A 13814-nucleotide genomic window follows, 5' to 3' on the forward strand; every position below is an offset into this window, starting at 1 on the left:
GCTCACGCAAAGGCGGCACGGTTGTTGGCGATAAATTGCTGGACCGAGAGTGCTGGCGTTCCGGTGATTTTCTCGACGGCATCGTTCGTGCCCGCGAAAACGCCATCACGATAGTTTTGGGCGACTTCGACCAGGTGCTGCACGAGGAAAGGCGGGAACTTGTAGAGATTTTCCATCTTGTCCTTAAACACCTCAATCGAGGTTGGCGCGTATTCGATCTTCGCGCCAAGCACGTCGCTCATGGCGGCGGCGATCTCGGTGTGGTTCATCTCGATCGGTCCATGGAGGGGATAAATCTTGCCCTCGTGGCCTTTCGGGTTTGCCAGAAGGTGAGCGATGACCCGACCCTGGTCGTCAGTAGGAATAGGGGCATGGCGACCGTTCTCGAAGGGGAACTCGATCTTCCGCGTTGCCCAGATTTCCTTTGCGAAATGCGGATAGACGAGCCAGTCCGCAAAGAAGGTGGGACGCAGGTGGGTAGTCGCCACGCCCGACCAGTCGAAGACCCGTTCGGAGACCCAGTGATCCTGGGCGGCATGGCTCGCCGATTCGCGCCGTGCCGAGATCTGCGACATGTTGACGATCGCCGAGACACCAGCCTCCTTTGCCGCCTGAGCGAAATACGCGGCGGCGCCGATGATGCCGGGTGCGATCGGGTGCAGGAAATAGGCCGACGTGGCGCCCTCCATCGCAGCCCTAATGTCATCGATGTCGGCGAAATCGCCGATCGCGATATCGACCCCGCGCTGTCTGAGGGCCGCCGCACGTTCGTCATCCGAGCGCACATAAGCGCGCACGTGCTTGCCGATCTTGAGGAGCTCGTCGATCGCCGCGCCACCGGTCCGCCCGGTTGCACCGCTGATCAGGATGGTTGCTTCGCTCATAATCTGTTCCTTTCCTGTTCAGGAGAATTCGCCTGAGACAGAACATAAGAGCATATGCTCGCATATTCAAGAGAGCATATGCTTGTAATCTGTTGACGCATCCTCTGATGGCTTCGCGCGCACCACTCGACGATGCACCACCGGGAATGCATCGCTCGCATGGTCGCGCGCACGATTAGTCTCGCTCGGTTCTGCCTGGGGACCTTACTAGGCTACTCGGGACCTGCTGCTTATTGCGGACACTTGCGTTTGTCGGATGATAGGGCCGTGGTGGGATGGGATCTGGTAGGAAGGCGCCTAAGTTGGTATCATCCATCCGACATCGTTTTGCACTTTGGTGGATGTCTCTCATTTCCTTCGCGTGGCAAGTCTCGGGAGCGGATCGAGGAGATCCAAAGAGGATCGAGACCGGATAGGAGGTTCGCGTGCTCGCCGATCGGGTGTCCGTCGCCATTGGCAGGGGATACAACATCCCGCCGCCTCCAACCGTCGCCGCTCGAATTGCAGGTGCGTCGGAGATTGCGTTTTCGCACTTCAAGAGCCTAGAACCTCAGCCTGGCCTGTCTGTGCCATCTCCCCGCGAGGAGGCTTTCGTCTTCAATGTCCCATTGGCACCTGCACGCTATCCGATCGTGTCGATCGATGGCAGGCGGCAATCCGTCATTCAGGATCCGGGAAAGGCTTATTTATTCGATCTAACTTCGAGAAACGAAGTTAGTCTGGACACGACTTACGACAGCATACGCATTCATCTGCCACAAACTGCCATCGACTGCATGGCTTATGAGAAAGGCCTTCCCCGCGTCGGAGGTCTCCGGGCCCTTTGCCTCGGACAAGACGATGCGGTTCTTTATCATCTAGCTCTCACACTACGGCCCGCAATTCTCCATTCGGTGCCGGTAACCACAGCTTTTATGGAGTATATTGCTTTAGCATTGCATGATCACGTCATTTATACCTATGGCGACATTCGCAGAGGCGCTCGCGCAAGCGGCGGACTGACACCGTGGCAAGTCCGTCGCGCCTGCGACTTCATCGAGGCGAATCTCGCTGACGATCCCTCCATTGCTGAGCTAAGTCGGGAGTGCGGTATATCCGCGAGCTATTTTGCGCGAGCCTTTCGCGTCACGCTCGGCATGACGCCTCACCAGTGGATCACAAGTCGTAGGATCGAGCGGGCAAAATCGTTGATGGTCCAGACCATGGAAAGCCTGGCCGAGATCGCCATCATGTGTGGGTTCGTCGACCAAAGTCATCTGGGGCGGCATTTCCTCAGGCTGGATGGCATCAGTCCCGCTCAGTGGCGCCGGCGGCGGCACTCAGAGTAGCCTTTCAACCCTGAACAATCTCGGACCTCCGGGCTGCAAAAGCGCTATCAAACTCGCAATCCCGCACAACTCGACGAGGCTGGCGAAGGTTTTGCGGGGACGATGTGATCAACACTGTCGGATCGTCCCAAAGAGGATGGTTCAATACTAGAGCCCAATCCCCCGTGTCACTACGTTGCTCAAAACCCGAAGCGAGTTCCGGGATTTGTCCACAAGACACGCAACGAGGGATGACCCGGAAACAACCGCAAAGCCAGCGAGCCCCAAGGGCCCGATCAAATATCGAGCGGATGCATGTGCGGCGCCGTACCCCACGCGATCGACTGGGCGTTGCTTGGTAATGGACGCCACTCCAATCGTTGCAGCCCCAGTCTGGAAGCGTCTGGAAGCGCGTTTTCGACGGTCATCAGCCCGTTTCGCAGACATAGGGACGAGCAGACTCGCGGCGAAGCATGCCGCTGTGATGTCACTTAGCCAACATCAGCATTTAGTCTGTCCAAATGAGGAACTTTCAAATGACCCATCCAGCAGACCAAATCCTGAAGTCTCGTCGCGATATGCTGTGCGCGGCCGCCGGCGGTCTGGTATTCTCCCTGGCGATTTCGAAGCGCGCCGCAGCAGCTTCAGGCGGTCTTGAGCCTCCAATGGCCTCGGCGGTTGTCGAGCATCACATAATGCATGACGGCCACATGGTCTACGCCCGTGAATATCCGGGGCAAGATCCAGCTTACGTCATGATGCACGGTTTTCCTGACAATCTCCACATCTACGATTATGTGGTTCCCTATCTGGCGAAGGCCGGCCGGCGGGTTGTCGTGTTCGACTTTCTTGTATTTGGGCAGTCGGAAAAGATCACGCAGAAGAATTATCCGTACACCTTCGAACAACAGGTGGGCGATTTAGCGGCCGTGGCCGACGCGCTGAAGCTCGACAAGTTCGTTCCGGTGGGTCACGACGCAGGAGGCCCGTGCGCCATCAACTATTCGATTGACCATCCAGATCGGGTTGCCTGGCTTTGCCTGATGAACTGCTATTACGCAGAATCGCCAACGTTGCGGCTTCCCGAAATCATCGAAGTCTTTGGTGACCCAGGGCTCAAGGACCTCGCGCAAGAATTTCTGAACACGCCGGAGATGATGAATTGGCTGCTAACCTTTCAGGACAATCATTTCCAAGCCAAAATGCCTCCCGCTCTCAAAGACCGCTTCACAGGCATTTTACGGCCGATTGTTCGGGACAACTTCGCGAGCGGTGCGGGGCCGGCTTTTCGACAGATGACGTCTCAGGTACGGGAAAACGTTGCGTACAATACGACCCGACTGCCGGACGTCCGCAAATTCGCCCCTAAGGTGACTCTCATTTGGGGCACTGAAGATCCCTATCTGACGCCGGAAGCTGCGGATGCGATCGCCGCGAACTTTCCGCATGCCACGGTGAAGTCAGTCGAGGCCGGTCATTGGCTGATCATCGACAAGCCGGAGGGGGTCGCTCGGCTCTTACTTGCTGAGGCGTAAGCCGGCGCACCAAGGCGCCTCGCGTATAGCTGGCGCCTTGAATTCGGCCCCTGGAGGTAGTGTCAAGGAGCGTTGGTTGAGCGGGTCGTGCAGCGGCCTTGAGCGACAATCAGGCCCAGGATCCAACCAAGGTTTGTCGATCTTCCGGCGGCCTCGATCCGCTGGTCCCGCATGAGGCTGAGCAACTAATGATTGGCAGAAATCGAGGGCACTATGTCATTTCCGCCGCGACACGACGATCTATATTCGGCGGTGATTGAAGCGCGGAAACAGCGCTCGAGCCCTCAAATCGACCGCCGAAAAAGTGGAACTTGGATATGACGAAATACAGCGAATTCGAGTTCAGAACACAGCCATGGTTCGACCAGTCATGGTTCGATCAAGCCAATTTCCAGGGATTTAGCCAGTTCATCCCTATGAAGACGATCGTGATCCACTGCATTGATCCCCGCGCGTCTGAAATTCCTAAGGCAGTCGCCGATCATTTCGGGGATGAGGTCTATCCGGGCGAGAACATTCTCGATGAAGCCGGAAACCGGGTCGGCCACACGCAAACTTTGTTTGCAGTGTCAAACGCTGGCGGCCGTGCGCTTGCGGCGCTGCAATCTGTCGCGACCATGGACTATCTCTTCAAAGTTCAGAAGGTGGCTGTGGTGCATCGCTCCTTCTGTGGCGCGACTGCTTTCACGCCGGAGCTCCTCATCGGCGATTTCCACGAGCACCATCACGCGGACATCTCGACGCTGTTTGATCACGACAGCCTTGCCATTACCGATTTCGAGAAATCGATAAGGCATGACGTCGAACTGCTTCGCGCCAGCCCGGCAGTGCCGAAGAACGTCAAGCTCTATGGCTTCTTCTATGAAATCAATTCGGGCGCATTGACCGAGGTGGCGCGTGACATTCCCGCGTCAGCCGCAACCTTGGCCTAGGAAGGCTTCCATGGTCGATCGTCTAACCATCGTCATGCCGATCTTTGATCGCATGACTCAGCTCGATTTTACTGGCCCGCACCAGTTCCTCTCGAGAATGCCAAACGCGAAGGTTTTGGTCGCCTCCATCGACGCAGAGCCGGTGACCGCTGACGGCCTAACGTTCAGTTCTCTTGAGGACCTCGAAGCGATTGATCGTTGCGACATTCTCTGCGTGCCCGGCGGAAGCGGCTGCTTCGCCGCGATTGAAAACGGCCGTTACATGGATGAGATCAGGCGCTTGGCCGGCAGTTCCCGTTATGTGACTTCCGTTTGCTCGGGGTCGCTGATCCTGGGCGCTGCTGGGCTCCTTCGAGGAAAACGCGCGGCCTGCCACTGGGCGTTCCGGGACATGCTTCCTCTGTTCGGCGCGGTTCCCGATGACTCTCGGGTCGTCCGTGACGGCCGGATCATCACCGGCGGCGGCGTCACGGCGGGCATCGATTTCGCCTTGGTCATGATCGCGGAACTCGCAGGACGCGAAGTGGCTGAGGCAGTGCAGTTGAACCTCGAATATGCACAGGAACCACCATTCGGCTCGGGGCGCCCGGAGATCGCGGCGCCAGGTATTCGCGATGCGGTATTCGCACGCATAGCTGCCGCGGCGCCGGACGGCCAGGCAATTGTCGAGCGTGCAGCAGCCGATCTCATGGCCGCCGTGGGGGCTCCGGTACGATGAGCACCACGGCCATTCGCTCGGTTTCTAAGGAGGGTCACTTGCGGGACGCTCAGGTCGCTATGCTTGACAATCCGGTTTGGTCAGCACTGACGATGGACCAGCAGACGGTGTCCAAAGGTGGCAGATTTGCTCGCCGCTACGAACCGGCACTTTCGGTGTTCGCCGCGATGGAGCAAGCAACTCCGGATGCTTATGCGGAACTCGGCACGCTGCTGACCAGCGCTGACAAGGTTGCCTTGTTCACGACGCAAATTCTCAATCCGCCGACCTCATTTGATGCGTCCATGTTGGGCGAAGGCTATCAGATGGTAGCCCAAAGCATCCCGGAGCGCGCGCCGGAGACGACGCTCCAATGTTTCGACCTAGCCCCCGCAGATGTCCCTGACATGCAGGAACTGGTGGACCTGACGAAGCCTGGTCCCTTTACAGCTCGGACCATTGAGCTTGGGCGTTATCTTGGAATTCGCCAGCAAGGCGCGCTGGTGGCGATGATCGGTGAACGCATGCGGTTTGGTGGTCTGGTGGAAGTCAGCGCGGTTTGCGTCCACCCCGACCACAGGGGAAAGCGGCTGGCACAAATGCTAACCGTCCAGCTTTGCACGCGCATCAGGTCGGATGGCGGCATTCCGTTTCTTCATGTCTACGCGGCAAACCAATCCGCAATCGCGCTCTATGAAAAACTGGGATTTGTGAAACGCCGACGATTGCACGTTACTGCCCTCTCGCTCGCATCGGCCGACCCTATCAAGGAATAGCTGCCGGATTAGAGGTCGGAATGTCTTAGCTGTGAATGTGGCAACGAGTTACTTAGGCCGGTTCACCGTCGGTCCGAATATCCTTGGAGAAAAGCAATGCTCTCGGAAATCAAAGCTCCGGACACCGATATTGTCCGCAAAGCCGTGGACTTCGTTCGATCGGTGTCCAATGACATGCTCTTTAACCACCTCATGCGTTGCTATTATTTCGCCGAGCTTCTCGCTCAGAAAGAAAACTCGAAAGCGGACCGCGAGATGATTTTCCTTTCGGCGACGCTGCACGATCTTGGATTCACCGACGTTGGCCGCGGCCCAAATCGCTTTGAGATCGAGGGTGCGCATGCAGCACGCCGCTTCCTCAAGGAGCACGGCGTCGCCGACGACCGGACTTGGCAGGTGTGGACCACGATTGCCGCCCATACCTGGGATCTCAATCTCTTCAAGGAGGATGAAGCACGCATAACGCAGCTCGGCATCCTTTATGACGTCATCGCCTTGCCACCCGAAATAAACCTTCACGATGTAGCCGAGGTGGTGCGGAGATACCCACGATTGGGATTCAAGCGGGGCTTCTATGAAATGCATCGCGAAGAACTCGACAGCAAACAGCCTTATCCGCACCGCTTTCATATGTGCACCTGCATTGAGCATCAGCGAAACGGGAAACTCGATATACCCGACCCGCAAGCCTGGCTGGACGGCGCTCCGTTCGACGAGTAGGCGGCTGTTGCGATCGACACCTTGATTTTACTCTGCAGGTGATGGCCCATCCTCAAACGCAGAGCGTCGGTGACCAGACGTAGGGATCGGGTTCCGCTCGATTGACACTCACATCACGAATGGCACCAATGACCGTATGCCCATGAAGTCCACCAAACAAACTTGGAAAGAGCGTCGCAAAGTCGTTCTTGTGGTTTTCGATCGCTCCAAAATGCTTGATGTGACCGGACCACTTCAGGTGTTCAACGATGCCCGTCTGGAAGACGGTAATCCAGCCTACGAGGTCATCCTGGCATCTGAAACAGGTGGGCCAATCGCTACGGACACGGGCGTGATGTTGGATTCTGAACGGATCGATGACGTGATGACCGGCACGATCGACACGTTGCTGATTACCGGTGGCGCGCCAGCGCAATCGACAGCCGCAACCGCGTCGCTGCGCTCGTGCCTGGCGAAGTACCTCGACCATCCACGCAGGATCGGTTCGATTTGCGTCGGAGCGTTTATCCTCGCGGAACTCGGCGTACTCGATGGTCGTGAGGCAACGACGCACTGGGAAGAATGCAGAAATCTGGAACGCGATTACCCTTCGGTCATTGTCAGACCCGATTCGATATTTGTCTTGTCTGATGGAATCTGGACATCTGCCGGCGTATCCGCGGGGATTGATATGGCCTTGGCTATGGTCGAAGATGACCTCGGTCATGTCACTGCACTGGCGCTGGCGCGTCGATTGGTTCTCTTCCTGAAGCGGCCAGGCGGCCAGTCACAGTTCAGCGTCGAACTCCGGCGCCAGATGCACGACGCTCGCGGCCGTTTCGATGATCTTCATGCTTGGATGCGGGCAAACATTGGGAACGACCTATCAGTTCCTGCGCTAGCCGCCGAAGCAAGGATGAGCCCTCGCAATTTTGCCCGCGTCTATCATCGTGATACCGGCGAGAGCCCTGCTCGTGCTGTCGAGCAGTTTCGCGTCGAAGCTGCGAGACGGCTGCTTGAAGTGGCTTCGGACTCTATTCAACGCATAGCACACCGGGTTGGATTCGGGGACGACGAGCGTATGCGGCGTGCTTTTTTGAAGGCCTACGGCGTCTCTCCCCAGGATTATCGAAGTCACTTCGGGCAAGCATAGTGTCGGTGACGCCCTTGGACGTCGACAATCCCACGTCGCTCGTCGCGCCCTTCCACAACGCCGATATCATAACGCAGCGTATGTCCCTGGGTGTGCCGGATCGCCACTACCCCTCCGATCTCTACAGCGCGGTAATATCCTGCAATTTCGGTATACGTTTGATCGACACAAGGCGATAACGGGCGTGGGTTCGCCCGCCGATGTTCGTGCAGCTTCTCAAGCGGCTCTTCATCGACCTTCGGAATACGCGGCTACGGGACCGGTATTATTTCCTATACGGGGCAAAGATTATCATGGATTTCAGTGACTTGGCGATCTGACTCAGATAGGTCGCCGGTTCGTATCTCATCAAGACCTGGTGTAATCGGGCAGTTGCTCATCTGCGTTAGAGCCTTTTTAAGAGGAATACTCTTCTCCATCAACGAGATGACGGCAGGCGCAAAGGGTCAGAGCCATGACGGTGAGGGTGGTGCCGGCAAATCCACTGCCGGGGAAGGCGCTGGCGTCGGTGACGATGAGGTTAGGCGCGTCCCAAACTTGGTTGTAGCGATTGAGCACTGATGGATATCTCCGGAGTCTCTCCCATCCGCGCGCCGCCCGTCTCTTGGATGGCAGCGCCCATGCACATGGTCTTGCGGAACCATGTGCGAAACATGAAGCGGGTGGAGCCTGGGTCAGCTCTCAGTGCAATTCACCAAAGAGGTCGCCTCCCTCAATGGAAATAGCCTCGGCGGCAATGAGCACATCGCCCGGCCCGCAGGCAGGATCCGGCATATTCAAGAACGGCCGGAACACCAGGGTTGCCATAGACTGCAGCCTTCATCTGTTCTTCCTTTTCCGTAACTGCACGGGCTAACTGTCATTCTCCGATGAACCCAATTTGCAGCGCTCAGCCCAATCTGCTGAATTCCACTGATAAGGGATTGCCCAGCGATTGCGGGGCCGGATCGCGGTCGTCCCGCCCCTGCCGAGCGCCATTTGCATTGCTAAAAGGCAAGACGCCTGTAAACGCTTCAGTCCTTCGATAGTTGCTATAGCGGCTGAGCTTCCCGCTTGAAGAAATAATGAAAGACGAAATGCGCTGGTGAACCGACCGCAACTAATTCCCACCCGGCGTCACCAAGTTCGTTCATCTGCTGGTTATCGAGTGTCTTGTCGACTGTCAGGTATTCCCATTTCATGATGGACCTCGTTTATTGCTGTGACCGATTGCCTGGGACAGGGAAGTGCTTTTCAGGGCACCGTGGTCTGTGCTGTGTGGCTCTTCCAATAGGTGTCAATGATGTTGCGACAGTTCCGAATGACATGTTCGCCAACCTCCGGGTTTCCTCCCCGCAGCGTATCCGGATTGCCTCCGCAAAGGCGCACGAATGTTGCCTGCTGAACCGCAAACATGAAGTAGCCTTCACTGGTCGGTTCAAATTCCAAACCAGCGTCTTGCACGTTCCTCGTGACTTCGGCTGTCGCATCGGAGATGGCGCGCAACACCTTCTCAAGCATCGTCTGTTCGGCTGCTTGCTGGATGGCTAGGAAGGAGCCCTCCTGCGGTGTGGGAATGGGGCAACTGTCGGTGTTCATTACATTCTCCTTGGGAGGCTGAGATTCTGACCGCATTAAGGCGGTCACAGGCTGGCCATGGGTCGGTCGTTGCTAAACGCGACTAGCCTTTGCATCGTAATGCAGCCGTGGTAGGCGCCAGAGTCATTCCAGGATGGCAGTGACACGGATCTCAATTCGCATGGCGGGGAGCCCAAGGGCTTCCACACCGGTCTGCGTCCAGATCGGAGCTCGATCGGGCATGTACTCACGGAAAAGACCGGCAATCGTTTCGTTCACGATCGGTGGAAAGCCTCCGACGTGATAAGAGTTGACATGGACGACATCCTTCCAGTCCGCGCCAGCCGTGGCCAAGGTTCGCCGGACATTCTCAAATGCTCTCTCGATCTCGGTCACGATTGACTCCGGAATTTCGAGTTCATCGTTCCATCCGCCCTGGCCGGAGATCTCGATGCGATCACCAATCTTGAGCGCTTGTGAAAAGTGCAAAAGCTCATGGAATTTCTGCCCGTATCCGGCCGTGACGAAAAGTTCAGGCTTTGCCATTGAGGTCTCCTATTGTGAGGAAGGTATAAGCATGGAGATGGCGCCCACCGAAATGGTGTGTTGCCGGTTAGTCCGGGCGATCGAAAAGGTGGGCACCATCGCTCCATCAGAATCTTGCACGAGCAAGTCAGGCGATTGCACCGCCGTCTGCGGTGAGAATAGCGCCCGTGATGACACTCGCGGCCGGGCTTGCGAGAAATACCACAGCGTTGGCAATCTCCCGCGGTTCGCTGTAGCGTCCCAAGGAGGTCAAGCTTTTCTGCAAGTCTGCTGCCGGGCCGTCCGCCGGGTTGCTTTCAGTATCGGTTGCTCCGGGTTGCACGAGATTGACGGTGATACCACTTGGACCAAGTTCACGCGAAAGACCGCGTGTGAAGGATGTGAGTGCTGCCTTGGACATTGCATAGGGTGTTATGCCGGGAAACGGTACCCGCTCGCCCAGAGCCGAGCCGATTGTGACGATGCGGCCGCCTTTGCCGAGATGCGGGATGACGGCTCTCGCGAACAGGACCGGAGCTCGTACATTGACATCCATCAAGGTCTGATACGCTGAGACATCCAGGTCGACGATCATGCCGTTGTGGCCAATCGCGGCGCTGTTCACAAGGATGTCCAGCCCGCCCAAAGCGGAGACGGCCTCGCTTACTGAGCTAGCAATTGCCTCGGGGTCGGCGCTGTCCGCTTGGATTGCAGCCACGCGACGCCCCATCTTTTCGATCGCTTCGGTTACCTTCGAGGCTTTTTCGGCGGAGCGTTGGTAGGTGAATGCGACATCCGCGCCGTTTTCTGCCAGCGCCAATGCGATCGCAGCACCAATGCCTCGCGACCCGCCAGTTACCAGTGCGCGTTTGCCTTCAAGATTGATCATGTATCTGTTCCTTTCCACCAGGATAAGTTTATGTGTTTGAAGTTATTTGCGAAGGACACCGTCGGATCCAACCGAACAAGCGAACACTATTTCGCGGGGATTGCTGGCATCCCTGTAGGTGCCAGACGTGCAAAACTCCGTTGCTTGAACAGGAACACTTGGAATAGGTCGTAAAACCCGTACCTGTCCTCCCCGTGAAGCTTCGCGATTGTCCGCTTTTCAGTGGCCACTTGAGCCAAGCCCGACGACGACAGTCTTATCGAGCTTAGACATGTCTGATCAGGAAGCTCCGGATGAACTGAGCGATCTCATCCGCATGTGTTTCCAAGGCAAAATGGCCGGTATCGAGCAGATGGACCTCCGCGGTGGGCAGGTCACGCTTATAGGCCTCGGCACCCGCGGGTACGAATGCTGGGTCATGTCTGCCCCAGACCGCCAGGAACGGTGGCTGGTGATCCCGAAAATACGCCTGAAACTCCGGATACCGGTCGATGTTTGTTCTGTAGTCGAGGATTAGATCCAGTTGAATGTCTTCAGCACCCGGCCGCGACATGAACGCGATATCAAGTTGATAACCATCGGGTGAAAGACGCTCCTTTGATGTCCCGGTGCGGTATTGCCAGTTCTCGATCACCTCAGGAGACAGAGATGCCCGACATGCCTCTCTGTTTTGAGTGGAGGGGTCACGCCAATATGCCTCCCACGCCGTCCATGCATCACTGAACCCTTCGATATAGGCGTTGCCATTCTGGCTGATGATGGCGGAGATTCGGTCCGGATTGGCCGTCGCCATCCTGAACCCGATCGGTGCACCATAGTCGAAAACGTAAAGTGCATAACGGCTGAGGCCGAGTGCCTCTGTGAAGCCCGTCATGACAGCGGCGAGTTTATCGAATGTGTAAGGGAATTCTCCACGTGCAGGTGAACTCGTTCGACCGAACCCGGGAAGGTCTGGTGCGATGACGCGGTATCGATCTGCCAACAGCGGGATCAGATCACGGAACATGTGGCTGGATGACGGAAAACCGTGGAGCAGAAGAAGGACTGGTGCTTCCTTTGAACCGGCCTCTCTGTAGAAAACCTCGACGTCTTGTACCTTTTGCGTTTTGTAGCTTACGGCCATTTTAGAACTCCTTCTCAAAGGATTCGACAAACCAACAGTCGCGAATGAAGGTAAAATACGACCGAACGGTCGGTTGTCAACCCCTTAGATTTCCTGTATCAAATGCGGAGAACCCTGGCTCGGAGAAGACGTATGAAAGTCATGAGAGAAACGATCGTATCGACTGCGAGGGAGTTGTTTCGATCAAAAGGTTATGCAGGCGCGTCGATGAATGACCTCGCGGATGCCGTGGGCCTGAAGAAATCATCGCTGTACGTCCGCTTCCCCAATAAGGAAGCTCTCGTTCCGGCGGTACTTGATCTCACTTTGCAAGAGACATTCGGTCGAAGAGACTCAGCCTCCGGGCAATGGGATGATGAATTCGTCGAGGTCATCGAATTTATCGCGACCACTCTCACTGATCGCGGCAGATGCGTAGGTCTGCATCTAGCCTACGGCACAAGTGACGAGACCCCGATTGCGAAGCATGCCGTTCGAGCATTTTTTCAAGCGCATCGCGATCATCTGTCGAGCATCCTGTCCCGCGCCATGCCTGTCGATGTAGCTCGCGACATTGCGACTGACACGTTAGCCCGTTTGGAAGGTGCCACGGCTTTTGTTGCGATATTCGGCGAGAAGGATGCCATGAAACGAGCGGTTCGCCTTTCCATCGAAGAAGCTAAAAATGCAGCCGCTGCGAAGTCACTGTCTAGCCGATAACGCCTAAGCCGTGCCGGTTACCGTATCCGCTACCGCATTGAGAATACCCGTCCGTCCATCGGGAAGCTCATGGCAGCCCTGGAACTTTGACCCTACGCCAAGTACTAAGCTCAATCCCTTGAGGTGGAGGATAATAATGCCTGTTTGTGCTTACGTCGAAATGACCGATGGCTTGCAGCCGCATGGACCGGCGTGGGAGCAATTTGCCCAAGCTATTGGCAAGTGCAGGCCCGATATACTGTTGATGAATGAGATGCCTTTCGGTCAGTGGCTGGCTCGAAAGAATGATTTCGTAGTCGAGGACGCACAGCAAAGTGTTGAGATCCACGAAGCTGGAACCGCTGCTCTCGCTGCGCTGAACATTCCGGCCGTTATAACAAGCCGTCCAATGCTGCTCGCCGACCGCCTTGCCAATGAGGCGATCGTCATCGAGAACGGCGAAGTTCGCCCCCTGCATACGAAGACCTACCTTCCGCAGGAGCCTGGTTGGTCCGAGGTGTCCTGGTTCAGTCGAGGCGATGGGCGCTTCAACATCCAGAATATTTGCGGGCTAGGTGTAGGCGTCCTTTTGTGTACCGAACTCATGTTCAACGAACACGCCAGACAATACGGCCGATGCGGAGCCGATTTGATTGCCGTTCCTCGGGCGACCGGTTCTGCCCACGAAAGCTGGATAACTGCCGGCAAGATGGCCTCAATCGTCTCTGGGAGTTACGTCGTCAGTTCGAACAGGGTCGGGCATTCTACGGATGGTCCACGCTTCGGCGGAGGCGGCTTCGCCATCACCCCCGGGGGCGATCTGGCTGGGCGGACAGAAACCAGTTCTTCCGTCATGCTAATGGACATCGATGCGCAGGTTTCTGCCCGACAGCGGCAGGAATATCCCTGTTACGTGGACGAACTGCGTGACCCTGGCGGCATCGGGGTCCCTGATATCGATATTTAATTGTCAAAAAACCAGTCACTGTAGTTCTCTGCAGGACTCCACTACGTTGCACTGCCGTATTGCCGGTCCTCCCGCTCTTGGGAGGACCTTGA

15 protein-coding genes and 2 pseudogenes are annotated in these 13814 nt (G+C 56.6%); 9 read left to right on the plus strand and 8 right to left on the minus strand.

Annotation, left to right across the window (positions count from 1 at the left end):
• Window positions 1-2: 2 nt before the first annotated feature.
• A complete protein-coding gene (locus AC244Q_RS26480; RefSeq protein ID WP_128406163.1) occupies window positions 3-884 on the minus strand; it encodes an NmrA family NAD(P)-binding protein in 882 nt (293 codons plus the stop codon).
• Between the two features lie 425 nt (window positions 885-1309).
• On the opposite strand from AC244Q_RS26480, the gene AC244Q_RS26485 reads away from it, so the two are divergent.
• From AC244Q_RS26485 to AC244Q_RS26515, 7 genes are all read left to right on the plus strand, one after another.
• On the plus strand, window positions 1310-2212 hold the full coding sequence (locus AC244Q_RS26485) for an AraC family transcriptional regulator (RefSeq protein WP_128406162.1): 903 nt from the start codon (window positions 1310-1312) through the stop codon (window positions 2210-2212).
• A 515-nt stretch (window positions 2213-2727) separates the two neighbouring features.
• Window positions 2728-3726 (plus strand): alpha/beta fold hydrolase, encoded by a 999-nt coding sequence (locus AC244Q_RS26490; RefSeq protein ID WP_164902287.1) that lies wholly within the window; start codon window positions 2728-2730, stop codon window positions 3724-3726.
• Window positions 3727-4043: 317 nt separating this feature from the next.
• Window positions 4044-4658, plus strand: a complete 615-nt coding sequence (locus AC244Q_RS26495) for a carbonic anhydrase (protein WP_128406160.1) — start codon at window positions 4044-4046, stop codon at window positions 4656-4658.
• A 10-nt stretch (window positions 4659-4668) separates the two neighbouring features.
• Complete coding sequence (locus tag AC244Q_RS26500; RefSeq protein ID WP_128406159.1) at window positions 4669-5376, plus strand: DJ-1/PfpI family protein; 708 nt, start codon at window positions 4669-4671, stop codon at window positions 5374-5376.
• 38 nt (window positions 5377-5414) lie between these two features.
• Complete coding sequence (locus tag AC244Q_RS26505; RefSeq protein WP_164902286.1) at window positions 5415-6131, plus strand: GNAT family N-acetyltransferase; 717 nt, start codon at window positions 5415-5417, stop codon at window positions 6129-6131.
• 96 nt (window positions 6132-6227) lie between these two features.
• Complete coding sequence (locus AC244Q_RS26510) at window positions 6228-6851, plus strand: HD domain-containing protein (RefSeq protein WP_128406157.1); 624 nt, start codon at window positions 6228-6230, stop codon at window positions 6849-6851.
• 142 nt (window positions 6852-6993) lie between these two features.
• On the plus strand, window positions 6994-7983 hold the full coding sequence (locus tag AC244Q_RS26515; RefSeq protein ID WP_128406156.1) for a GlxA family transcriptional regulator: 990 nt from the start codon (window positions 6994-6996) through the stop codon (window positions 7981-7983).
• 396 nt (window positions 7984-8379) lie between these two features.
• Here AC244Q_RS26515 and AC244Q_RS26520 read toward each other — a convergent pair.
• From AC244Q_RS26520 to AC244Q_RS26550, 7 genes and pseudogenes are all read right to left on the minus strand, one after another.
• Window positions 8380-8647 (minus strand): annotated as a pseudogene (locus AC244Q_RS26520) (GMC oxidoreductase); the annotation flags it as partial.
• 35 nt (window positions 8648-8682) lie between these two features.
• A pseudogene (locus AC244Q_RS26525) lies at window positions 8683-8806 on the minus strand (quinone oxidoreductase family protein); the annotation flags it as partial.
• 208 nt (window positions 8807-9014) lie between these two features.
• On the minus strand, window positions 9015-9164 hold the full coding sequence (locus AC244Q_RS26530; RefSeq protein WP_164902285.1) for a hypothetical protein: 150 nt from the start codon (window positions 9162-9164) through the stop codon (window positions 9015-9017).
• A gap of 52 nt (window positions 9165-9216) precedes the next feature.
• On the minus strand, window positions 9217-9561 hold the full coding sequence (locus AC244Q_RS26535) for a hypothetical protein (protein WP_128406155.1): 345 nt from the start codon (window positions 9559-9561) through the stop codon (window positions 9217-9219).
• A gap of 123 nt (window positions 9562-9684) precedes the next feature.
• Window positions 9685-10086, minus strand: a complete 402-nt coding sequence (locus AC244Q_RS26540) for a RidA family protein (RefSeq protein WP_128406154.1) — start codon at window positions 10084-10086, stop codon at window positions 9685-9687.
• Window positions 10087-10213: 127 nt separating this feature from the next.
• Window positions 10214-10954 (minus strand): SDR family NAD(P)-dependent oxidoreductase, encoded by a 741-nt coding sequence (locus AC244Q_RS26545; RefSeq protein ID WP_128406153.1) that lies wholly within the window; start codon window positions 10952-10954, stop codon window positions 10214-10216.
• 265 nt (window positions 10955-11219) lie between these two features.
• Complete coding sequence (locus tag AC244Q_RS26550) at window positions 11220-12077, minus strand: alpha/beta fold hydrolase (RefSeq protein WP_128406152.1); 858 nt, start codon at window positions 12075-12077, stop codon at window positions 11220-11222.
• A 132-nt stretch (window positions 12078-12209) separates the two neighbouring features.
• On the opposite strand from AC244Q_RS26550, the gene AC244Q_RS26555 reads away from it, so the two are divergent.
• Both AC244Q_RS26555 and AC244Q_RS26560 read left to right on the plus strand, forming a co-directional pair.
• The gene (locus tag AC244Q_RS26555) at window positions 12210-12776 is read left to right on the plus strand and encodes a TetR/AcrR family transcriptional regulator (protein WP_128406151.1); all 567 of its coding nucleotides are present in this window, start codon (window positions 12210-12212) and stop codon (window positions 12774-12776) included.
• 136 nt (window positions 12777-12912) lie between these two features.
• On the plus strand, window positions 12913-13722 hold the full coding sequence (locus AC244Q_RS26560) for a carbon-nitrogen hydrolase family protein (RefSeq protein WP_128406150.1): 810 nt from the start codon (window positions 12913-12915) through the stop codon (window positions 13720-13722).
• The last annotated feature ends 92 nt before the right edge of the window (window positions 13723-13814 follow it).

This window comes from Rhizobium sp. CB2179, from assembly GCF_057653455.1.